Source organism: Nitrosomonas sp. Nm34 (assembly GCF_900113925.1).
GTDB lineage: Bacteria > Pseudomonadota > Gammaproteobacteria > Burkholderiales > Nitrosomonadaceae > Nitrosomonas.
The window spans coordinates 1-19,108 of the sequence record NZ_FORD01000048.1 but is presented as its reverse complement, the minus strand read 5'-3'; the positions used below and the strand labels follow the sequence as shown (position 1 = coordinate 19,108).

Annotated in this window: 26 protein-coding genes and 2 pseudogenes; 17 read left to right on the top strand and 11 right to left on the bottom strand. The window is 51.2% G+C overall.

Annotated features, from left to right (window positions below; all coding sequences use genetic code 11):
• Positions 1–346 precede the first annotated feature (346 nt).
• From BM283_RS14005 to BM283_RS13995, 3 genes and pseudogenes are all read right to left on the bottom strand, one after another.
• The gene (locus BM283_RS14005; RefSeq protein ID WP_090694176.1) at positions 347–1,762 is read right to left on the bottom strand and encodes a TAXI family TRAP transporter solute-binding subunit; all 1,416 of its coding nucleotides are present in this window, start codon (positions 1,760–1,762) and stop codon (positions 347–349) included.
• A 670-nt stretch (positions 1,763–2,432) separates the two neighbouring features.
• Positions 2,433–2,980 (bottom strand): annotated as a pseudogene (locus BM283_RS14000) (NADPH-dependent FMN reductase).
• Between the two features lie 263 nt (positions 2,981–3,243).
• Positions 3,244–5,052, bottom strand: a complete 1,809-nt coding sequence (locus tag BM283_RS13995) for a monovalent cation:proton antiporter-2 (CPA2) family protein (RefSeq protein WP_090694174.1) — start codon at positions 5,050–5,052, stop codon at positions 3,244–3,246.
• Here BM283_RS13995 and BM283_RS20650 point away from each other — a divergent pair.
• From BM283_RS20650 to BM283_RS13980, 3 genes and pseudogenes are all read left to right on the top strand, one after another.
• A complete protein-coding gene (locus BM283_RS20650) occupies positions 5,051–5,743 on the top strand; it encodes an IS630 transposase-related protein (protein ID WP_368086442.1) in 693 nt (230 codons plus the stop codon). The two genes, BM283_RS13995 and BM283_RS20650, sit on opposite strands and share 2 nt — an antisense overlap.
• Positions 5,728–5,895: pseudogene (locus tag BM283_RS20105) on the top strand (IS982 family transposase); the annotation flags it as partial. The gene BM283_RS20650 and the pseudogene BM283_RS20105, both read left to right, overlap by 16 nt.
• A gap of 97 nt (positions 5,896–5,992) precedes the next feature.
• On the top strand, positions 5,993–6,661 hold the full coding sequence (locus BM283_RS13980) for a nucleoside deaminase (protein WP_254776378.1): 669 nt from the start codon (positions 5,993–5,995) through the stop codon (positions 6,659–6,661).
• Between the two features lie 81 nt (positions 6,662–6,742).
• On the opposite strand, the gene BM283_RS13975 is transcribed toward BM283_RS13980, so the two are convergent.
• The 3 genes from BM283_RS13975 to BM283_RS13970 form a co-directional block, all read right to left on the bottom strand.
• Positions 6,743–7,015 carry an acylphosphatase gene (locus BM283_RS13975; protein WP_090694169.1) on the bottom strand — a complete coding sequence of 91 codons (273 nt, stop codon included), beginning with the start codon at positions 7,013–7,015 and terminating at the stop codon, positions 6,743–6,745.
• 301 nt (positions 7,016–7,316) lie between these two features.
• Entirely contained in the window at positions 7,317–7,556 is a 240-nt protein-coding gene (locus tag BM283_RS18245; RefSeq protein ID WP_302848300.1) for a transposase, read from the bottom strand.
• A 175-nt stretch (positions 7,557–7,731) separates the two neighbouring features.
• The gene (locus BM283_RS13970) at positions 7,732–7,911 is read right to left on the bottom strand and encodes a transposase (protein ID WP_139225287.1); all 180 of its coding nucleotides are present in this window, start codon (positions 7,909–7,911) and stop codon (positions 7,732–7,734) included.
• A gap of 416 nt (positions 7,912–8,327) precedes the next feature.
• Here BM283_RS13970 and BM283_RS13965 point away from each other — a divergent pair, with 416 nt between their 5' ends.
• From BM283_RS13965 to BM283_RS18950, 8 genes are all read left to right on the top strand, one after another.
• Complete coding sequence (locus BM283_RS13965; protein ID WP_090694165.1) at positions 8,328–8,738, top strand: hypothetical protein; 411 nt, start codon at positions 8,328–8,330, stop codon at positions 8,736–8,738.
• Positions 8,739–8,894: 156 nt separating this feature from the next.
• Complete coding sequence (locus BM283_RS13960; RefSeq protein ID WP_090694162.1) at positions 8,895–9,095, top strand: hypothetical protein; 201 nt, start codon at positions 8,895–8,897, stop codon at positions 9,093–9,095.
• A gap of 216 nt (positions 9,096–9,311) precedes the next feature.
• A complete protein-coding gene (locus BM283_RS13955; RefSeq protein WP_090694161.1) occupies positions 9,312–9,635 on the top strand; it encodes a hypothetical protein in 324 nt (107 codons plus the stop codon).
• Entirely contained in the window at positions 9,629–9,829 is a 201-nt protein-coding gene (locus BM283_RS13950) for a hypothetical protein (RefSeq protein ID WP_139225286.1), read from the top strand. Before BM283_RS13955 ends, BM283_RS13950 begins: the two co-directional genes overlap by 7 nt.
• 197 nt (positions 9,830–10,026) lie before the next feature.
• Positions 10,027–10,368, top strand: a complete 342-nt coding sequence (locus tag BM283_RS13945) for a hypothetical protein (protein ID WP_090694157.1) — start codon at positions 10,027–10,029, stop codon at positions 10,366–10,368.
• A 223-nt stretch (positions 10,369–10,591) separates the two neighbouring features.
• Entirely contained in the window at positions 10,592–10,798 is a 207-nt protein-coding gene (locus tag BM283_RS19560; protein WP_217646541.1) for an antirestriction protein, read from the top strand.
• Entirely contained in the window at positions 10,773–11,015 is a 243-nt protein-coding gene (locus BM283_RS20645; protein WP_217646540.1) for an antirestriction protein, read from the top strand. The genes BM283_RS19560 and BM283_RS20645 overlap by 26 nt, the downstream gene beginning before the upstream one ends.
• Positions 11,016–11,177: 162 nt before the next feature.
• A complete protein-coding gene (locus BM283_RS18950; protein WP_175492154.1) occupies positions 11,178–11,342 on the top strand; it encodes a hypothetical protein in 165 nt (54 codons plus the stop codon).
• Positions 11,343–11,624: 282 nt separating this feature from the next.
• Here the strand turns inward: BM283_RS18950 and BM283_RS18240 are convergent, their stop codons facing one another.
• Positions 11,625–11,846: a hypothetical protein gene (locus BM283_RS18240; RefSeq protein WP_139225285.1), complete on the bottom strand. Its 222-nt coding sequence runs from the start codon at positions 11,844–11,846 to the stop codon at positions 11,625–11,627.
• On the opposite strand from BM283_RS18240, the gene BM283_RS13925 reads away from it, so the two are divergent.
• The 3 genes from BM283_RS13925 to BM283_RS13915 all read left to right on the top strand — a co-directional run bounded on the left by BM283_RS13925 (position 11,845) and on the right by BM283_RS13915 (position 13,207).
• Positions 11,845–12,066 carry a hypothetical protein gene (locus tag BM283_RS13925; protein WP_090694150.1) on the top strand — a complete coding sequence of 74 codons (222 nt, stop codon included), beginning with the start codon at positions 11,845–11,847 and terminating at the stop codon, positions 12,064–12,066. The two genes, BM283_RS18240 and BM283_RS13925, sit on opposite strands and share 2 nt — an antisense overlap.
• A 53-nt stretch (positions 12,067–12,119) precedes the next feature.
• On the top strand, positions 12,120–12,407 hold the full coding sequence (locus BM283_RS13920; RefSeq protein ID WP_090694147.1) for a hypothetical protein: 288 nt from the start codon (positions 12,120–12,122) through the stop codon (positions 12,405–12,407).
• A gap of 83 nt (positions 12,408–12,490) precedes the next feature.
• On the top strand, positions 12,491–13,207 hold the full coding sequence (locus tag BM283_RS13915; protein WP_090694146.1) for a carbonic anhydrase: 717 nt from the start codon (positions 12,491–12,493) through the stop codon (positions 13,205–13,207).
• Positions 13,208–13,380: 173 nt separating this feature from the next.
• Here BM283_RS13915 and BM283_RS13910 read toward each other — a convergent pair whose 3' ends face one another.
• From BM283_RS13910 to BM283_RS13895, 3 genes are all read right to left on the bottom strand, one after another.
• On the bottom strand, positions 13,381–14,142 hold the full coding sequence (locus BM283_RS13910) for a bestrophin-like domain (protein WP_090694143.1): 762 nt from the start codon (positions 14,140–14,142) through the stop codon (positions 13,381–13,383).
• Between the two features lie 548 nt (positions 14,143–14,690).
• Complete coding sequence (locus BM283_RS19550) at positions 14,691–14,846, bottom strand: hypothetical protein (RefSeq protein ID WP_217646539.1); 156 nt, start codon at positions 14,844–14,846, stop codon at positions 14,691–14,693.
• A 340-nt stretch (positions 14,847–15,186) separates the two neighbouring features.
• Positions 15,187–16,635: an amidohydrolase family protein gene (locus BM283_RS13895; RefSeq protein ID WP_217646538.1), complete on the bottom strand. Its 1,449-nt coding sequence runs from the start codon at positions 16,633–16,635 to the stop codon at positions 15,187–15,189.
• 297 nt (positions 16,636–16,932) lie between these two features.
• Here BM283_RS13895 and BM283_RS13890 point away from each other — a divergent pair, with 297 nt between their 5' ends.
• Together BM283_RS13890 and BM283_RS13885 are read left to right on the top strand one after the other, a co-directional pair.
• Positions 16,933–17,646, top strand: coding sequence for a DUF6998 domain-containing protein (locus BM283_RS13890; protein WP_090694136.1), 714 nt, complete (start codon positions 16,933–16,935; stop codon positions 17,644–17,646).
• Between the two features lie 146 nt (positions 17,647–17,792).
• Positions 17,793–18,491 carry an endonuclease/exonuclease/phosphatase family protein gene (locus BM283_RS13885; RefSeq protein WP_139225284.1) on the top strand — a complete coding sequence of 233 codons (699 nt, stop codon included), beginning with the start codon at positions 17,793–17,795 and terminating at the stop codon, positions 18,489–18,491.
• Positions 18,492–18,579: 88 nt separating this feature from the next.
• On the opposite strand, the gene BM283_RS13880 is transcribed toward BM283_RS13885, so the two are convergent.
• Entirely contained in the window at positions 18,580–18,831 is a 252-nt protein-coding gene (locus BM283_RS13880) for a hypothetical protein (protein WP_090694132.1), read from the bottom strand.
• Between the two features lie 41 nt (positions 18,832–18,872).
• Between BM283_RS13880 and BM283_RS13875 the strand changes: the two genes are divergently transcribed.
• Positions 18,873–19,108, top strand: a 236-nt coding sequence (locus tag BM283_RS13875) for an IS630 transposase-related protein (RefSeq protein ID WP_090692419.1), incomplete at its 3' end; no start/stop codon positions are given.

The window sequence follows — 19,108 nt, the reverse complement described above, 5'->3', positions numbered from 1 at the left end:
CTGCAAGTGGAGCTGGTATTGTGGGGGTTTGGCAAAAAGCAAATGAATAGATTCTGTTGACATTTTAGCGAAGCCAAATTAATGCTGAGGCAAACCGTATATAATTTCCAGCTATTTTTTCATAGCGTGAGGATATTCTTCTGTAATGCTTAATTTTGTTAAGAAACACTCACGGACAAAACCTGGGTTTACATCGCCATGACCCGCATTATGTTGAGGCGCTTGACATAAAATAGGATTTTCCAAACAGTTTCTAAGAATTCTGATACAAAATTGAAAGGTGAAGGTTTGGAGGGGATTAAGTGACTCGCCATTGAGCAGTTCTGTGTTTTTAAACCACCCCGATTTAGAGTTGGTTCGCTTTTATGTATTCTTCGATATAACTGAACTCATCATAAGTGATCTTTCTACGACGCATGAGCCGAAGTGCAGCAAGGCGGAGCTTCTGAAGATGGGCATTAAGTCTCATCGATTTCGAGGAATCTCCAAGTATTTGTGCACGCCCCAGAATCAGATCAATGGTCGTTTGGAATCTATACACACGGTAATTGCGGAAAAACTCAATCAGCATGGCATAAAAAGCATAGATGACGGAAAAATAAGCACCAATGCTTGTCAGCATGCCGATATCCAAGAAAAATGGTGGGTTATGAGTAAAAAAACGGCGAGCCCCATTATGAATTGGATAAAATAAATCTTTGGAGGGATCGTTATCTACGACACGCGCTAAGTTAAGCGGTACATCCCAGAGGAGATCTTGGATATGCTCGCTCACTTTCTTCGTTATTTCGTAAGCCTCATATTCTCCGAGTGCGGTTGATGCCACCAGAACGGTATGAGTGCCGATAGTTTGGATTTCACTCTGAACGTTCGGATAAACTGCGGGTGGAATTGTCAAAGATTCAAGGTACGGAAAGAGTGTTTTTAAACTCGCGGTATTTGCAATAGGCAATAACTGAAACTCACTGTTATGTTGCAAAAGGGATTTAAGTACTTCGGTACGAAGTCCTGCCAAAAAGAAAGCGACATCGAATTCCCCATTGATGAGCTCTTGTGCAGCTTGATCAAAATCTAATGTATGACCCTTTCGATCGATACTCAGGTCAAAATGTTTTACGATCAGTTGGCCGACGAAGTTGGTCGAACTCCCATCTCCACCAAGATAGACTTTTGTGCCGGATGGTATCTCCTGGAGATCACTGAGTCCTAGCTTTGAGCGCACAATGACATGGAGAGGAGACTTATACAAGCTCAGTAGTACACGCATTTTTGTACCTGCTCCCATATCCTTGATATTTGCTTGTATTGGATTTGAAGCTGATGAACATTGCATGAGCGGAGCTGTGTCCCCGAAAAATCCATCTTCAGCAAATCCAAGATGAGCCATACCTGCATTTATCTGTGCATTCGTATCAAGGCCACCACAAGATGATCGCAACGCAAAGTTAGGGACGATATTGAGGTGAAGTAATTGCTCAATAGGTTCTGGCGCGTTGAGAATCGATCGGATGCGAGGGGCTAGATAAGCCGTAGTGCTTCCTACCGGGCCTGTGAGGAAAACATACTGCATGTGGGTGCGGTTGACAAGAAAGACTGTGACGGCAGCAATCGGAATGAATAGCACAAAAATCAAAACAAAGCTCGTAACACTCAGAATAGGTCGGTGGAAAAGCGTCTTATGTCTGAGTTTCGTGATACGGCGATCAAATTGTCTAACATACTTATATAGCTTGGTAAGCTCTTCCGGCAATTCGTCGCTCATGCTATTTTCCGCTTGAAAATTCTAATAATTTAGATAGGTTGTTAAGTCTATTGAGCAATCTATCCATGCAAATGTATAGCAAACGGGAAGGGTAAGCCCCAACATATCTTCATACCATCAGTGGTGGGGGGGGAATCAGGCACGAGCAATTCTCGCGGGGGCACTCACGGGTGCCCAAACTGGCCTATCTGGAATTCCACAGCGGCTTCTTGATAGACTTGAGCGCCATGCTAATCTTATAAAAATGGCTGATAATCTGGCATCTAAAATTCATAATTCCTGAGTTTATATTGAAACCTATTCCCTTACTTATCAATTTAATTGAGGTTCTTAAGTTATAAGTATGTGCCGAAAATTAATCCACCAAACCAAAAGATAACCGAAATCTTCTTCATCCCGGCTCTTGCTGCGCTTTTTAGAGGAGACTATCTTCCTCAGGATCTTCGGTTTATGAATTCTGTATACATTACACTATATCAGAAGCGGAAGACTGGGAGTTAATCCTCTCTTTTTTATTAACTTGCATGGTACCTTCGTTGAGCGCTATTGGTGCCTTTTTACTCCGCCATTGGCAGCAGCAAGTGTGGCCTCTTTCCCGGTCAAGTGATCAACCCGGAACAGCTCGTCCTCACCGAGCCGTTTTTATCCAAATTTTCGATAATAGAAGCGCTCAATTGTGCTTCTTTACCCAAGCGATGTATCGATCCATCCAGCTTTGCAGGAATGCCTTGCTATCGGGCCCAATGTTGCCGGTACTATCGAACAAACCCTCCTTAGCTTGGATGAATGCCTCCGGCTGGCACAAGGTCGGCACATCAAGATAGGCGAGAACATTACGCAGATGCTGCTGTGCCATCGCAGTTCCAATGGCGCCGGGCGATACACCTATTACACCGGCAGGTTTGCCCGCCCACGCGCTCTGGCCATACGGACGTGACGCGTTGTCAAGGGCGTTTTTCAGCACGCCCGGAATTGAGCGGTTGTATTCGGGCGTAAGAATAGCAGGCCTTGGGCTGCGGCAATTTCTGATTTCAGGCGCTTGACGGAAGGTGCCTGTTGCGCATCGTCATCCTGGTTGTAAAGAGGTAAATCGCCAATTTCAACCTGTTTGAACGAGAACTCGGAGGGGGCCAATTTGACAATGGCTGTTGCCAGCTTGCGATTGAACGAATCCTTGCGAAGAATTCCTACTACGACGGCAATTTGATATTGGCTCATGTCTATTTACCTTATTATGGATGAATCAAAACAGAATTAGTTGTCCCGCTTGTTTGACGTTGCCAGAAAATAAGACAGAATTTCAGTTTGACGCTACGACTCAGCGGTGCATCCGTTCTTCCACCTGGCGATGGCTACCATTAGCCTCTTAACTTTTTTGCTTGTGGGAGGAATGGATATACCATCTGACACTACATCTCCTCACGGTTAGTGTTGCACTCCTGTCAGCTTATATATCTACGATTGTCGGTAGCTTCCCAAGTTCAGGGCATATTTGCCGTTGTGCGATCCCTACCTTCAGCCACATTCGCGTCGTGTTCGAACAATTCTTCCAGTTGCGCCGCCGCCTGTTTTTCCGTGGCGATCAGCTGTTTTTCATCGTGATGCACCAGGTGTAGCTTGCGCAAGATCGTCTCGTCATGCGCCCGAAAGCGCCGCACGGTCTCGTGTGCTTGCTGCGGCGAGATACCAAGCCCCTGCAGCACGCTATCGGCCATTTCCAGGCTGGACGCGAAGGTCTCGCGAAAAATGTATTCGACCCCAGCATCCATCAAATGGTACACGTGCTGGCGGTTGCGCGCTCGCGCGTAGATTTTGAGGTGTGGGAAATACTGGCGCACGATCTCGACTGTCTTGATCGACGCCGCAATGTCGTCGATCGCGAGCACAAATACCTCCGCCTTGTCGGCCTTGGCCGCGCGCAGCAGATCGAGCCGGGAGGCGTCGCCAAAATAGATCTTGTTACCCAAGCTGCGCACAAAATCCACTTGCTCGAAGCTCGATTCCAGCGCTGTGAACGAAATTTTGCGGATGCGCAGATTGCGTGCCACGATCTGACCAAAGCGCCCGAAGCCGGCAATGATCACGCGGTTCTCACTCATTTCAATACGATCGAACTCGCGCGCCGGGCCGCCCGTTTTTCCGAAATGGAAGACCAGATCATTGATGAAAATCAGTAATGGGGTGGCGACGAGCGATAGCGAAACCACCACTACCAGCTGATTTACTGTTGCAGTATCCATCAGGCCTGCGGCCCCGGCCGCGGCGAAGACCACGAACGCGAACTCGCCGCCCTGCGAGATGGCCAGTGCCATGTTGACCGCTGAGGAGTTGTCCTGCCCAGACAATCGACCAATCGCGTACAACAGCACGGCTTTGACGGTGATCAATCCGAGTGTGAGACCTACGATGGTGAGCGGTTGATTAGTGATCAATCCGAGATCGAGCGACATGCCCACGCTCATGAAGAACAGCCCCAGCAGCAGCCCTTTGAACGGCTCGATGTCCGCTTCCAACTCGTGCCGGTATTCCGAATCTGCGAGCAGCACGCCGGCGAGGAAGGCGCCGAGCGCCATCGAGAGTCCAGCGAATTGCAGCAACAGCGCCGTGCCCATCACGATCAGTAGCGCCGCTGCGGTGAAGATTTCCTGGCTTGCCGTGCCGGCGACGAAACGCAATGCGGGCCGCAGCAATAGGCGGCCACCCATGACGACTGCCAAGATCACTCCGATCGCTATGCCCACGGCTGCGAACCCGTCCGCTTGATCTATGCTGGTACCATCCGCAAGCAACGGTACGATAGCCAGTAACGGAATCGCCACTAGATCCTGGAACAGTAGTATCACGAACGACATACGCCCGAAGTGCGTGGTAAGTTGCTTACGTTCCGCGAGCAGCTGCAACGCAAACGCCGTCGATGAAAACGACAACACGAGCCCTGCGATAACTGCTGTTGTTATCGGCAATCCAAGCAGATGTCCGCCCAATGCCAGTACCACGCCCGTACCGAACACTTGTGCACTGCCCAGTAAAAACACCCGTCTGCGTAATGCCCACAGACGTGACGGTTGCAGCTCCAGCCCGATGATAAAAAGCAACAATACAACGCCAAGTTCCGAGAGGTGCAGCATTTCGTCTACGTCGGCTACCAGCCGTAACCCCCACGGGCCGATGAGCCCACCTGCTACTAAAAATCCGATCACTGTGCCAAGGCCGAGCCGCTTCGATAATGGCACGATAATCACGGCCGAGGCAAGGAACAGCACCATCTGAAAGAGAATTGAAGTGTTCATGTCACTACCTATTTTGAGTCGAGCAAGCCTAGCGTGGATGAGGATTAATTTCCCGTCGTGGAGAGCCTACTGGAAGGTCCGTATATACGATCATTCGCATGCTTGTCTCGAGAGAAAACCCTACGGTGGAAAGCATTTCCGGAATTATCCAAGTTCTTCAAGAAGCCGAACAGGGTGCGCTTGCAAGTTAAGTATAGAGAATATATCCGATACCATTCTGCCGCAAGGTATTATCTATTGGAGAGTGAGAGGTTTCTTGATTGCGCAAGTGGCGCAGCGTTTCTGCGTAGGTGTCGTCAGCGTGATGCGTTGGATCAAGATTCCCGATCCCAAGACAATCCGCAACAAGCCCGCAACCAAGGTCGACATGGAGATGCTGGCGCAGGACGTCAAGGATCATCCTGACGTGTATCAGTACGAGCGAGCCAAACGGCTTGGAGTCAGCGCTGCGTGCTCGTCATGGACAACGCGACATTCCACGAACGGCAGGGTATCCAAACCGCCATTGCCAGTGCCGGGCACACGCTTGAATAATTTCCGTCTTATTCTCCAGACTCCAATGATATTGAGCCAAAGTGGGCCCAGGCTAAAGCAATCAGAAAAAGGAAAGATGTTCCGTCGAGCAGCTCTTTGCTGCACATGCATTTTTGAATCATTTTATATAGGATCGGCTATATCAACGACCAATTGAAAAATGTCTCGCAAATCGAACATTCTCGCCATCGCAGCCCATTTAATTTGTTTATTAATCTGATAGCTGGGCTGGTGGCCTATACTTTCCGCGAGAAGAAACCCTCCCTTAATATCATACTCCCTCAAGCTCTTCCATCTGTGGTGATCTGATCCTTATATCGAACTCACGTTAATTAGGTTGCGTCATTTAGGATAGCTAATTGTAGTTATTCCATTTCTAAATCAAATCTAACTTTGGCGGCTTTCCTTGCTGTATTATTTAATGCTGTCTGCGGCTTGTCTTCGCGTCGTGTTTGATTTAAAAATGGAATTAAGCATTGCCATTCAGATTTGCCGTTATTTTCTTCGCCTAGAATACAGGCAAAAGCGTAGTGACAAATCTCAGGAGACTATTATGCTGACCGATACCGACTTACAAAATCTGCGCCGTTGCGTAGAGCTCGCGACCGAGGCACTGGAAGCAGGCGATGAGCCATTTGGGTCTGTGCTCGTCGCGGCGGATGGGACCGTGCTCGCTGAGGATCGCAATCGTGTCGGTAGTGGCGACCCAACTCGCCATCCAGAATTCGAGTTGGCGCGCTGGGCCGCGGCGAATATGACCTCTGAGGAACGAGCGGCGGCAACTGTGTACACCTCAGGTGAGCATTGCCCAATGTGTGCCGCCGCGCATGGCTGGGTTGGACTAGGCCGCATTGTGTACGCAAGTTCTTCCGAACAGCTGGCCGCGTGGTTCACCGAGCTGGGGAGTGCCGCGCCTCCCGTGCGGGCCTTGCGGATCCAGGAGGTTGTCCCCGGTGTCCAAGTAGAGGGTCCAGTAGCCGCCCTCGCGGAGCAGGTGCATGATCTTCACCAGCGCTTCTACCACAAATATAAGCAGAGCAGGAAGGAAAAGGGACCTGATTCTTCATCTTTATGACAAAAAACAACTGGCGGTAAGCTTTCGCCTGCCAGCAAAACCGCGGTACGTCCTTTATTACCTCTATCATCTATATCAACTTTAAATGATATAGAATTCTTCCTCGCAATTCTCTTTAGCAACCGGCTGCCAGTGCACATGGTCTACTTTAGCGTGGCTGGGACCTTGCCATAACCATTGGCGCAATTTCTCAAGCGCATTCTTACTGCCACAGGCCAGCACTTCTACTCGACCATCCGGCAGGTTTTTAGCATATCCGGAAATACCCAATTCTCGGGCTTTTTCCTGAGCAAATGCCCGATACCAGACACCTTGCACCCGTCCACTAACCCAGCAACGAATATACTGTTTCATGTATGCCTCATTGAATCAGAATATCAAATTCATTATTTAAAGTTAATTGACATTCTAGAGTTTAGAGTAAGCCATGTCCCAAAGTTGGGATTTTTTCCAACTTAAATGACGTAAAGCACTTGATCTTTTTGTTGTATGACATGTTGTTGCGTTATTCCTATCCTGAATTCCAATTTTTATTCCAATCTGGTTGCATGAATTTTTTATACTTTGCATGCCACCATGACCGAATAGCGACATGTCTTAAAATATTGACCTGTGCTTTACGAATCTGCCCGGCAGTTTGAGGCTGATGCTTGCGCTATGGGGAATGCTGATACAGTACTGCCACTGCCTGGCTGTTCAAGCAACTCAATAGCTGTACCAGGCCGTAGCCTGTCATGGTAATGTGTATCCAGCGATGAAGTGTTGGTCGTGTTTGCTGCCATGCCTCTTTCATTCCCCAAGCCTGTTTCAGTTGATTGAACATGGGTTCAATCGACCAGCGCAGGCTATAGCTTTCTACGATCTGTTCTGCGGTTAACGTGGTATCAGTGCTCAGCAGAAGACTGGCTATTTCCCATTGGCCAGAGGCATATGGTCATTTTCAAATTCGCACCAGACAACCCGAACCAACCGACCGTTCAGAAAGCGCGCTTTTGCCAGGGGGCTGCGCAAACGGACACGTTGTTCTTTGCCATAGCATAGATATGCAAGGTAGCCATCCAACGATGCAACTACTCAGCCTGTTCGGGCGTAAGCTTCTCGCCGTATTGCCGGCTTCGCCCCCGTTGGCGCTCCAATCTCGGCGCAGGTAGATTATATAGACGGGTATCTCTTCTGACCTGACCAATTACATGAAAGCCGCGATTGAGCATCGTGCTGATAAAATATTGCCGCATATACCAGCTATCCATCAATACGCGCACCCTTAAACTGAATCACCCCGGTTTTTCTGGAGGCTTTTTAGTTCGAGTCAGGCCGCATTAGCTGACTCCTTCAATTGTCAAGAATACGCCATTTCAAATTCAGTCGGTGGAATACTTCATCGCTTTCAGCAACCGACGGTTCTTGAACCGGTCATTCCATTCGTTACGCTTACGTCACAATTTCAGTAAACCCCAATGAATCTGGCAGAGTTGATTACTTTGCTCATTCGACCTTTCTTTTTGAGTATAAAAACATCTACCTAGCCTAACAACCACAAGAGCCTTCGGCGACGCTATGTATGGGCTCGATAATCTGAAAGCGTCGCATCTTACAAAGCGCCCTCGGACATCAACTGGCCCTGGGCGTTTTGCTTTTTCTCATCCATCACTCAAGGAGGTACACCATGATAGTCCTCAATGATCCTCATCTAGCCAACCGCATCCCCGATCCCGCCATACCCAGCCTAGTGCAGCAGCGATTCTCTGAAGTCTGTGCTGGCGAACCCTACGACTACGACCTCCACGGCTACATGGTCGTGGTGGAACCCGGCGACAGCGCCGAAGCCCTGGAGCGGGAAATCGGCTTCCCCATCCTGCGCAACTCCTTCGACAACACCTGCTACGGAGAACCTGATTTCACGCCATCCTTCGAAGCGCTGGAGGAACACGAGAGTTGCTACGAGATGGTCTTCATCTTCAACGGCGAGGGCTTCGGCGTCGGTATCTTCATCCCGAAGCAGCATGGCGTCGATGGCGACCTGCTGGCGATGTGCGCTGAATACGCGGTACCGGCACAGGCGGCAGCGCTGGCGTAGCCCTGACTCCCCGCATCTCATCCCATCTGCATTCCCGAGTATCAGTTTTCCAGAATTCCAGTTTCACAGTTTCCCAGATTTCCACCCACCTCCCACCCCGTGCTTCCCGCTGGGCTGGGTGATTTACATTTCTAAACCGCTAATAAGGAGACACTTATGGAAACACCACTGAATCCGCTCGTTGCCGACATCGTCGCCAGGCTCGATCCCAACCTGCGCGAGGACTTCGAGGAGAGGTCAACCATCATGGAGTTCGAGGCCAACATGGAGAGAGCTCACGCCGAATGCCTAGCGCTAATCGATCTTCTTCGTCGACATCCCTCTGTGCTTATTGAAGTGACTTTCCTGACGGTATAACCCAACATCTGCTTGTCTACGATCTCGATCTTGCACACCAGCTCATTGCAGATAACGGTGGGGAAGAGGTCGCCATCCTCGATCTTGCCAATGTACTCAATCTGCATTACAGCGGTATCGCAATGTTTAGGCCAGTCAGGGATTTGCGGAAATTGGAGCATCTTATATGAAAGAAACATTCCTTCAATCATCCATATCCACAAAGGAGTTCTGTCTATGAAACGCTCCAAATCCGAAGTCCCCAAGCCCGCCATCCGTGTCCTTAAGGAGGGCACCTGCCGTTCGCTCTCGGGCAAGTCCACGCTGATCTACCACTTCGGCTGCACGGCTGCATCCGAAGTCCACTTCCGGATAGCGGACAACACCGGCGGGGGTTTCTACAGCGACGAGTGGATTTCATTCATCGCCATCCAGGAGGCCTTCGATCGACAACCGAAGGGTAAACCCATCGTGTCGCACATCCTATTTTCGTTGTTCAATGGCCGCTCGCTGAACACGCCTGCCTTCCTGTTGGCCGTGCTGAAGGCGAAGGGTTGGTGAAACCGCTGGGCGACAAGCAGCGAGGCTATGAGCGCGTCGATCCCGCTGAATTCGTGGCGGGTATCAAGAAACTCATCAACTCAGCTGTCCCACTGAAAGCAGAGGAGGGCAAGCAAACGCCCGAATCCGCTCTACAGCACGCCAAGCGCGGCAAGAAAGGGAAGCCCACTGCGGAAAGCGCCGCCACCAGCTGAGCTACGGAGTTGAATTCCGTGGGTGAGTTTTCTTCTACACCCATAACCTGAAGCAACACAAGGGTTTCTCAGCTTCGCAATGAAGCACCCCTGCAATACCGACCCTATACCGAGCCATTTTCAAGCTGTCACTTCTTCAACGTCTTTTCAACCTCAATAGTCGCTTTTTCCAATTACCTACACAAGGAGAAAAACCATTGAGCACCGCCATTACTGCATTCTTCGTGCTGATCACACTGTACAGCCTCGTCCACGCCAGTACCCGCTGGCGGGGAATGATGAGCCTGGCACTGCTGAGCTGGGTGCTGGATCCATTCTTGTTCACGGCACTGCTCGCGTTTGCGGGCGGCGTTCTTTACTTCAACCAAAAACACTACAGGAGACCTATCATGCCGTACCAAAACTTCCTACTCGACGCAGTCAACGAGGTGCTCACCTGGGACATGCCGGATGAGGCGTTGGCCGATGCAGTCAAGGCGCAGGCCAGCCTGATGGCGGGATTCAGTCCCGAAGAGCTCGCGGAGTGCGCTCCAGATTGAACCCTCCCCAGCGCCCCATCACATTTCCTTTTCAGTTCCAGACCAGCTTCCTAACCAGCTTCCTACTCCGTCTTCTCTCAGCAGCATCTCTCATCTGCGTTCATGCGGAGGATTGCGCACGCTTGGAGGAAGGGCAGGGAAGCCACACGCGGGGGAGCAGTGCGTTCATTCGCGCTGCCCTCCATCTTCTATCGATATACTTACTACATACAAAGGAGCAAACATGACCACCAATCCAACCGTCACCCGCCGGCTGGTAGCCGAAGACCAGCGCATCGAGCATGCCGCGGCCATCTTCGGCATCCGCTTTCCCTTGAACCTTGAGCCGCTCGTGTACACGTTCGCCGAAAGGCTGTCCACAGATTACGACGGCGGCTACTGGGTGTACTACACGCTGAGCAACGGTGGCTTCTACATGGCGCCCGACTGACTCGGAGCAAGCCTTCCGCGTCACCTGCCATAACGGCTACGAGGGCATGCTGTCAGCGGACGCCCTCGGCATAACCGTCTGCCTCTACGCCTACAGACACCTGTCTTTCAGCAAGGATCAGGAGTTCTCTGAGGTTTGCGCCCAGCAGTACCATTGGCTACGGGACTATATGCTGGACTTGCCCGAATCGCCGGCCATCCTGGGGGCCACCGACTGACGCCAGCAGGGGAGAGCACGTGTCCCTCTGGGTATGGCACGCCGGTGCGCCGCCTTCACCGCCTTTGCCCCCGTATGCGCGCAAGTGTCGAAGTCGGGTGGCGCCGCGGGCGAACGGACCGGCCGACACCACAGGGGGAAAGGGGCGCGTTACCCTGGAAATTTGCCGCCACGGCGCCACGTTTCCCCAAAACCAATGCCCGGCGTGGGTCTCGGTATGGCGGATCAAACGCAACGCGCCCGGCTGGGACACACCCTGTTGCGTCGTGGCGCATCCCGGCTTCATCCGCAACGCTGCCGCAACGCTGAAACCCATGCTGGACATTGATGTTGCGGCGTGGCGGTATTTTCGGGGGAGGCGTGACGCGAAACTCCGGGGAGTCGCAGGGTGGCCGGGTGCGGGGCCACAGGCGCCTCTTCCTCTTCCGCTTTTCCGATTAACAATATTACTTTTATCAGGAGGGTACCACATGGTAGATGTAGATTTCAGCAAGTTCGGCGGCTTCATCAGGCGTACCGAGAGACCGTTCGAGGTGGGCAGCTGCCTCAATACCCGGGGCGGTAGGTGCATCGGTAACGCGGTCGTGAAGGGGGGTTAGCTTCTCCGGGGTCAACGGCGTCGACAAACCACTACACGATCTCGGTAGAGGGGGCGAGGGAGATGCTCGTGTCGCAGAGGAAGGGTGCAGTCAACGCGGACGTGTGGAGGGTGTTCTGACTCATAAAAATGCTCGACCTGGACACGGCCATCGACATGTGCCGGGCGATGCCAGAAAGACGAAGGGTAGCCTACGACGAATTCAGGGATAAGTATAACAGGGAGGGTGAACATGAGAAACAAAAGGCTGGTGAGCCAGACGATCGTCCATGATTTGAAGAACGGCGTGGAGTACGTATTCGTAAACACTACTGCAATCGACGCGCTAGTATCCGCAGTCATGATGGAGAAGAAGACAGCGAGTCTGGTCGACGAGGAGTTGAGGCGCCAGTACCGCTCCCGGATAGTGTGGGGCGATCAGACCATAAGCATCGGCGATCTGGAAAGGTGGTAGTAGCTAGAACCCGTGAGAGATTGGTTTGTGTATTCACATAGGAGAACCAAAATATGTCTCGAACACTCATGATCATGCTATTAACGGTTAGCTTATTAGCCTTTAGCAATGATGAACAAGCACCAAAGGAAAGACGCCTCTATCAAACGGATTCAATACGTACTGTTGTCACAGATAGGCCGTCCTATGTCATTCAACGGGATGGACGGATCCTTCCAACCGATAGCATCGGCACGAGGAATAACGGAAGCCAGAATCAAAGCAGGATAATCGGCGACAGGATTTATAAAACAGATTCAATTGGCACAGTCAGGCCCGATAGACCACAAAGGGTAAAGTAATGTGACCCATCTTCCTATGTAGCTGATGGAAAGTAATGAGTATATTTGTCCATATATACAAAACAGATGAATGGAGTTAGCCCATGACCAATCCGACCATTACCCGAAGGCAATTGTTGCTTGGGGCTTGCTGTCTGAGTCTCGGTGTGACTTCTTGTGCGGCCACCAATAAGACTGATCCAGATGCGCTCAGTACTGAACCCTATCCTCGTAATGCTACCGAGGCATTGGACCGATTGAAGCGTGGGAACCAGCGGTTCATGGCTGAGAAATCGTTTCATGCGCATGAGAAGTTTTCCTGGCGCAGCTTGCTCGTTGATACTCAAAAACCTTTTGCCACCGTGATAGGATGCAGCGATTCGCGTGTGCCGCCAGAGCTCATTTTCGACGTAGGGTTTGGCGATATCTTTACGGTTCGCCTTGCCGGGAACATCATCGCTGAAGATGTGGTCGGCTCTTTGCAATACGCCGGGTCACACCTTCACACACCGCTCTTTGTCGTGCTGGGACACGGGGGTTGCGGAGCGGTGGCGGCAACGCTGGATGCGATACTCCATCATGCCCAGGAACCCGAACATATCGAATCCCTCATCAAGCTGATCAAACCCGGTTTGAGGGGGCTCGATTTCAATCAGAGCTGGAAGAACCTGTTGCATGCAGCAGTGGAAGCGAACGTTCGCTGGTCAATGCAACAACTGCTCATGTTTCCAGAAGCAAAACGCGCACTGAAGGAGAGGCATGTCATCCTGGTAGGAACTGTATATGATCTTAAGACCGGAGGGGTACGCTTCCTGAGCTGAATCAAGTCATCCTGGAGGCTGATTCCACCGTAATCTTCCCAGAAAATCATGCCAGGTATAGGAGTCGGTGTAATGAATCAAACGCAACAGAGCGGCATCATGCCTGTCATGCGGAGTGCGTGCTTAGGTGGACGTTATTGCCGGGAGTAGCGAGCTGGAATGAGTGGAAGTGATCACTCTCCCAGATGAGATATCACCGCTCGGAGCGACGTATCGGACACACGAATCGTCCCGTCGAATGGACGATCGAGTTCCAGTACCAGGAAGAGGGCACTCGACATCGACAGCATGCAGACGACCAGTACGGCAATGGTAGTCGCGTTACGGGTGGCCAGCAGCCCGAGCCCGGCGAACAGAACCGCCTGCCAGACGCCGAGCACCACCAGCAATGGAGTCGGTATCGAGCGCTCGCTATTAACCACGAGGCGCTGGCGGAGCTGGCCCATCTCCACGGCCATCTTTTGCGCGCGCGATTTGAGTAGGCGCTGGGAGTCAGTTTTCGGCTCAAGCGCCGCGACCGCATCGAAGAAGGCCTCCCCCGTCTGCCTCGTTGGCCCACCGCTGAAGTCGATTGTGGTGGTAATCTCCTGGGGCCACACCTGCTCCAGCAAGGCATCAGCGAGCGCGCGGAGCCGACCCCGAGCTTCGCCAGCTTCCGGCCCGTACCGGTTCAGGACGCGGTCGAGCACAGCCACTTCGGCGGCGAGTTCCTTGACTGTCCCGCTCTGTGCGTCGTAAGTTCCTTTGGTTGCGTCGACCAATAGACCGAGGACCAAGGCAGTCAAAGTTCCGATCACACCCAGCCCGAGTGTGATTACATCCTTGGATTCTTTGTTGAGGTGGTGCTCGGGCAACCGCCGGGCGACCCCCATTGCAGCCCAGGTGCTCACCAGCAAACACACGAACATCACGCACGCAATCGCCAGTGAACTCATAACGCGGCCATCTCCACCTGCATAGTTGAATTCATGGTAAACAGATGCTCGCAAGGCCGAGTTAGAATTAGAGCTTCGTGATAACGCAATGCATTAAATCAAAAATGAAATCTAACCTAGCAAGTTGCATGCTATCTCCTTTGTTCTATAGAAATGCGTTGAGTTGATTGTGCGAGCGAGGCTAATCACAATCTGAAGCAATTGTTGGACAAGCCCGGATACAAAGAATCTCATTCTAAGGTATCCCATTCTCTATGAAAATATCTTTTTGAATCTCAGCGGCTGTAGAATTTACAGAATTAAGCAAACCTCAAGAATGAGTGTGTAACATCGCCATTACGGCAATATTTACCATGAATTGGTTGTCTTGATCCATATGATTGTTATTGCGGGCAAACACATCCCTCTGCTTATGGACAAAGAATGGCTTAAAGTGTGAATACGCCGCTGCTCGCCTGGCGTGCACTGACTCTTTTTCTACAAGCGGCATTGCCTACTTGATATACATTAATGCAACAGCACAGAAGCGGCCTGAAAATCGTACTGCGCTAGGAAATCGTCGAGTAGGGGATGCTGGCACGCACCACAGGGGGTAGTGGCGGGGGAGAAGCGCGCGCAACCCCCTGAAATTTGCCGCCATGCTGCAACGTTTCCCCGAAAGCCATGCCAGGCATAGCACTCCACGTTGCGATAAAACGCCACATCCCCGCAACGTCCCTGCCCCGGGGCGCGCCGGCGCGTTGCGCCACCGAGCTTCATCCGCCACGTTATCACTACGCCAAAACCCATGCCAGACATCATTATTGCGGCGTTGCGGCATTTTTAGGGAGATGATACTAAAATCTTGAGAAATCGCAAGGCAGCCGAGCGTGCCGAGTTAATCATTTCTCCTCATCTCTTCATTAAAGAGCCAGACCGATAGAATCAATCAGGACATAGGCAGCAATCCCGGTAATTACTTTTGATTAGCAACTGACTCCTTTAAAAATATGGGATGGCAAAACTGTATCTACCTGGTGAGTTAATCCTTTTTTAGTACCATTTTTAATGGAGTAAATCATGCCTGATGCGGGAGGCAGCCTTATGCGCCGCTTCCATAACGGTTTCAGCATTCACCCCTACCAGCTCTCCCTTTCTTTTCAAGGCTTTCCCATCGATAAATACCCATTCAACGTTCACGGGTTGGCCGTTAAAGACGATTTGATTGGCCCACTCGAAACTCGGAGCAAAGTTGACCTTGCCCGGATTGATGATGATCAAGTCGGCTTTTTTACCAGGCGTTAGGGAGCCGATGCGATCAAACATATCTAACAGCTTGGCTCCATCCACCGGAGCCATGCGTAGCACGTCAGCGACGCGATGAAATATGCCAGGCTGGAGTGATATAGCGCGTTGCAACCCCAGTGCGGCACGCATATCGTTAAACATATCACTCGCGTCATTGGTACCGCCATCAATGCCCAGGCCGACCTGGACTCCGGCCTGCTTCAGCTCGGGTAGGCGGATGACCTCAGAGGCTAGCCGCATATTGCTAAGAGGGTTATGCAAGATGCGCACATCATGTTCAGCCAGGGTATTAATTTCTTGATCCGTGAGGTGTATCCCATGGGCTCCTAGCAGATCCGACCCCAGTGCGTTCGCGTCTCTGAGTACAGAGAATACTTTATCCTCACGCTGCGCAATGTTTTCCAGCAAATGCACGTGCAGTTTCACGCCTAATTCCTTGGCCAGATTAGACATCGCGGTAAGATCAGCTTGAAGTGATTCCGATGGATGGGAAGCGACTTGAAAAGCAGCTCTAGGGTTGGGGTCAATCAGTGTCTGTTTGACGAGCTTGATATCCGCGATGCTGGCAGGATCGGCAGTGCCAAGATACGCGAACACAAAGCGCAATCCAGAGTCACCGAGGGCGCGAATATTCCCCCGCACGAACTGGGGAGTAAAGGCATGCGACCAGTCGACCGTGGTGGTGACCCCGGTGTTGATCAGGTCCAGAGTGCTGAGCCGAACGCCCGCGTAAGCCTCGGTTTCAGTGAGTGCAATGTCAGGATTAAATAGGGGGAATACACAAGTATCCAGCCAACCAATGAGATTCTTGTCAGCGCCACAGCCACGGATGAGTGATTGCCAGAGATGGTTATGTCCATCAACGAAACCTGGCATGACAATCTTACCCGTCGCATCCACAACATGAGCGCTACTTGCCTGTAGGTTTTTACCTACTTTAGCGATCTTATCTCTATCCAGCAATATATCGGCATGCTCGATTACTCCTAATTCGCCAGTACCTACTTGGGAATCCATGGTGATAATAAGGGCAGCACCACGGATGAGAACCTTCGAGGATACCTGTGGTGTCAAGGTATTACAGGATCCCACTAAAACGCTCAGGATCAAGGAAACTACAACCACAGAATGACAGTGCTGGTATCTGAACATGATTTCAATTCTTTCTAACCGTTTACAGGAGCTATCAAGATTCACTGCCTGCATATTGCTGTTATCCAATGCACTAGCTTTGCGATCTCAGGCAAAGGAAAGATTCCTTAATCATTATACCAACCAACTACAGAGTCAGTTCATTACTATTGCCTAACAAGCAATCGTATTGTTTTAGTATATGTTTTATACATTTGGCACTTACAGCAACAAAGATATAGCATTTGTCTGTTTTACTAGCTGTATGTCATCTAAATTAAGCTATATGAAGTTCCAAGAACATGACGATAATATAATATACTGCGTTGTTTCAAACTTCCAATTTTAGTTAGACCCACCTGAGGAGAATCCATGGCTCTTACACAGATGCAGCTTATCCAATCACTTGGGGAGGCTATGGCATGGTTCGAGCGAGAGCTGTTATGGGGAGTTGAGCCGACGGAATTGCGCCATCTCTGTGGTCGGATCGGCGAGCTTTACGCTGCTCTCATCTCAAATGGGCAGATGGCCCAACAGGTGAATCAGCCTGGTTATGACGTGGTGAGCGGAAATGGAGAGCGCATATCGGTCAAAACAACGGCCATGATGAGCGTCGCTGGTCATGTTGCATTCAATGCGAACTCTCTGGAATTTGTGGATCGCGTGATCGTGCTACGAATGAATACGGAGGAGATGCAAATCGAAGTCCTCTTAGATGCTCCCGTCGCAGACGTCATGCCAATGCTGTCACCTGCTGCAGCGGGAAGGTGCACACTCTCGCTGTCCAAGCTTCTCACCTGCACAAGGCCAAACCGCAGAGCCGCTACTACAAGTGAAGTTCGATATAGAAGCTACTTGGTGCGAGAGCTTGAGAGTGGAACCATTGAGGTGGAGCATGAAGGTATGGTGGTGCAGCCAGTCAAACCTGTCCTCAGAGAACTTGCAGTACAGCTGAATGTTGGCCTCCTGAATAGCCGTGGCAACGAGTTCAATACTCGGCAGCTCGGCACACAAATTATTCAATCAATTCGCGCACTTGAGAATGAAATTTCTCCAGGTATACGAGCACTCACTGCCGAAGCATGAAAGTGAACGTTATGGCAAGAGTCACGTATAGAATGCGTAATTGGAGAGAGTTCGTGTGAAATTGGCAGCGTATCCTGCTGAAGATTCTTGCCGACCATCTTACCTTTGGCATGCTCGCGGCTGAATATTAGTTACTTTGTGATTATATGCGTCTAATTTCGTGGAACCTCAACTCTCGGCAGCGAGACCTAGAGAATCAGGTTGCAGCGCTGATGGCTCTAAAGCCTGACGTCGTAGCGCTGCAGGAAGTCACGCCGACAACGATTTTTGCCCTGCGCACCATGCTTGCAAACGCTGGTCTTCGCCATGTGGCGGATTCATTTTCCTTGGCAGGGTCGCGGAGTGAGCTAACTGGCCGCCGTCGATACGGTCAACTCACTGCGAGCCACTGCCAGCTCATTTCAGAGACTCCGAGCCGCTTTACGGTGCCATGGCCGGAGCGTGTGCTCAGCGTAACCCTGCTGACGTTGGCAGGTCGTGTGGAGATCCACAACACACATGTTCCACCCGGGTCGAGCAACAAATGGATAAAGATCGATCATCTAGACGGCTTGTACGCCGGGCTTGCGTGCCCAGAAGAACGGCCAAGAATCCTCTGCGGAGATTTCAATACACCCCGTGAGGAACTATCGACCGGAGAGGTCGTGACCTGGGGACAGCGCCCAGGATTCAATGGCTGGCGAATTGCCAGGACAATACACGGCCGTGCTGGGTCTGACTGGGATCGTGGCGAGCGGCAAGTCTTGACCGGTCTCGCGAAGTGGGGCTTACCCGATGTTTACCGTCAGCTTCATGGTTATGACAGGATGGATGCGAGTTGGGTATGCCGACAAAGCAAGAGCTAGTTCGAGCGTCGGTTCGACCATGTGTTCGCGTCGCCGGTCCTGAAGGCAGAGCAGTGCAAGTATCTCCACGAGCTCCGAGAGCGCGGTCTTAGCGATCACTCGCCGATCGAGGTTGTGTTCCGTTGGTCCTCGTGTGCCGCCTAATCAGCCATTGCAGTTGATGAAGGCGCGCAATAATCCAACTGACACACAGCCCCAACTTTTTTCTGTGCATGGCACTCCCTTGAAAAGCTATCTGTGACGTTGCTGCAACATCGAAAGCCTTACTTGCCATAAATGGTACGGCGTGGCGGTATTTTTCTGTGGAGCCAAGTGAAACACTGGCTAGAAGACTCGGCATTAAATATAGCATGTCTCCTATAAATTGATTGTAATTTGCAGATGACCTATCCGATATCATTTCGCCGTAAAGTATTATCCGTTCGTGAGAAGGAGAACCTCTCAATCGTACAAGTGGCCAAGCGTTTTGATGTAGGGGTCGCCAGCGTGATGCGTTGGATCAAAACTCCCGATCCCAAGACCACCCGCAACAAACCTGCCACCAAGATCAACATGGAAATGTTGGCGCAGGACATCAAGAATTATCCGGACGCGTATCAGTACGAGCGCGCCAAACG

Bases quoted from the DNA above. Each gene is read 5' to 3' on its own strand.
- BM283_RS14005 (WP_090694176.1), bottom strand. From the start codon at position 1,762: ATGAGCGACGAATTGCCGGAAGAGCTTACCAAGCTATATAAGTATGTT.
- BM283_RS20650 (WP_368086442.1), top strand. From the start codon at position 5,051: ATGTCACTACCTATTTTGAGTCGAGCAAGCCTAGCGTGGATGAGGATT.
- BM283_RS13995 (WP_090694174.1), bottom strand. From the start codon at position 5,052: ATGAACACTTCAATTCTCTTTCAGATGGTGCTGTTCCTTGCCTCGGCC.
- BM283_RS13975 (WP_090694169.1), bottom strand. From the start codon at position 7,015: ATGAAACAGTATATTCGTTGCTGGGTTAGTGGACGGGTGCAAGGTGTC.
- BM283_RS13970 (WP_139225287.1), bottom strand. From the start codon at position 7,911: ATGGATAGCTGGTATATGCGGCAATATTTTATCAGCACGATGCTCAAT.
- BM283_RS13965 (WP_090694165.1), top strand. From the start codon at position 8,328: ATGATAGTCCTCAATGATCCTCATCTAGCCAACCGCATCCCCGATCCC.
- BM283_RS13960 (WP_090694162.1), top strand. From the start codon at position 8,895: ATGGAAACACCACTGAATCCGCTCGTTGCCGACATCGTCGCCAGGCTC.
- BM283_RS13955 (WP_090694161.1), top strand. From the start codon at position 9,312: ATGAAACGCTCCAAATCCGAAGTCCCCAAGCCCGCCATCCGTGTCCTT.
- BM283_RS19560 (WP_217646541.1), top strand. From the start codon at position 10,592: ATGACCACCAATCCAACCGTCACCCGCCGGCTGGTAGCCGAAGACCAG.
- BM283_RS13925 (WP_090694150.1), top strand. From the start codon at position 11,845: ATGAGAAACAAAAGGCTGGTGAGCCAGACGATCGTCCATGATTTGAAG.
- BM283_RS18240 (WP_139225285.1), bottom strand. From the start codon at position 11,846: ATGTTCACCCTCCCTGTTATACTTATCCCTGAATTCGTCGTAGGCTAC.
- BM283_RS13920 (WP_090694147.1), top strand. From the start codon at position 12,120: ATGTCTCGAACACTCATGATCATGCTATTAACGGTTAGCTTATTAGCC.
- BM283_RS13915 (WP_090694146.1), top strand. From the start codon at position 12,491: ATGACCAATCCGACCATTACCCGAAGGCAATTGTTGCTTGGGGCTTGC.
- BM283_RS13910 (WP_090694143.1), bottom strand. From the start codon at position 14,142: ATGAGTTCACTGGCGATTGCGTGCGTGATGTTCGTGTGTTTGCTGGTG.
- BM283_RS19550 (WP_217646539.1), bottom strand. From the start codon at position 14,846: ATGTGGCGTTTTATCGCAACGTGGAGTGCTATGCCTGGCATGGCTTTC.
- BM283_RS13895 (WP_217646538.1), bottom strand. From the start codon at position 16,635: ATGCAGGCAGTGAATCTTGATAGCTCCTGTAAACGGTTAGAAAGAATT.
- BM283_RS13890 (WP_090694136.1), top strand. From the start codon at position 16,933: ATGGCTCTTACACAGATGCAGCTTATCCAATCACTTGGGGAGGCTATG.
- BM283_RS13885 (WP_139225284.1), top strand. From the start codon at position 17,793: ATGCGTCTAATTTCGTGGAACCTCAACTCTCGGCAGCGAGACCTAGAG.
- BM283_RS13880 (WP_090694132.1), bottom strand. From the start codon at position 18,831: ATGCCGAGTCTTCTAGCCAGTGTTTCACTTGGCTCCACAGAAAAATAC.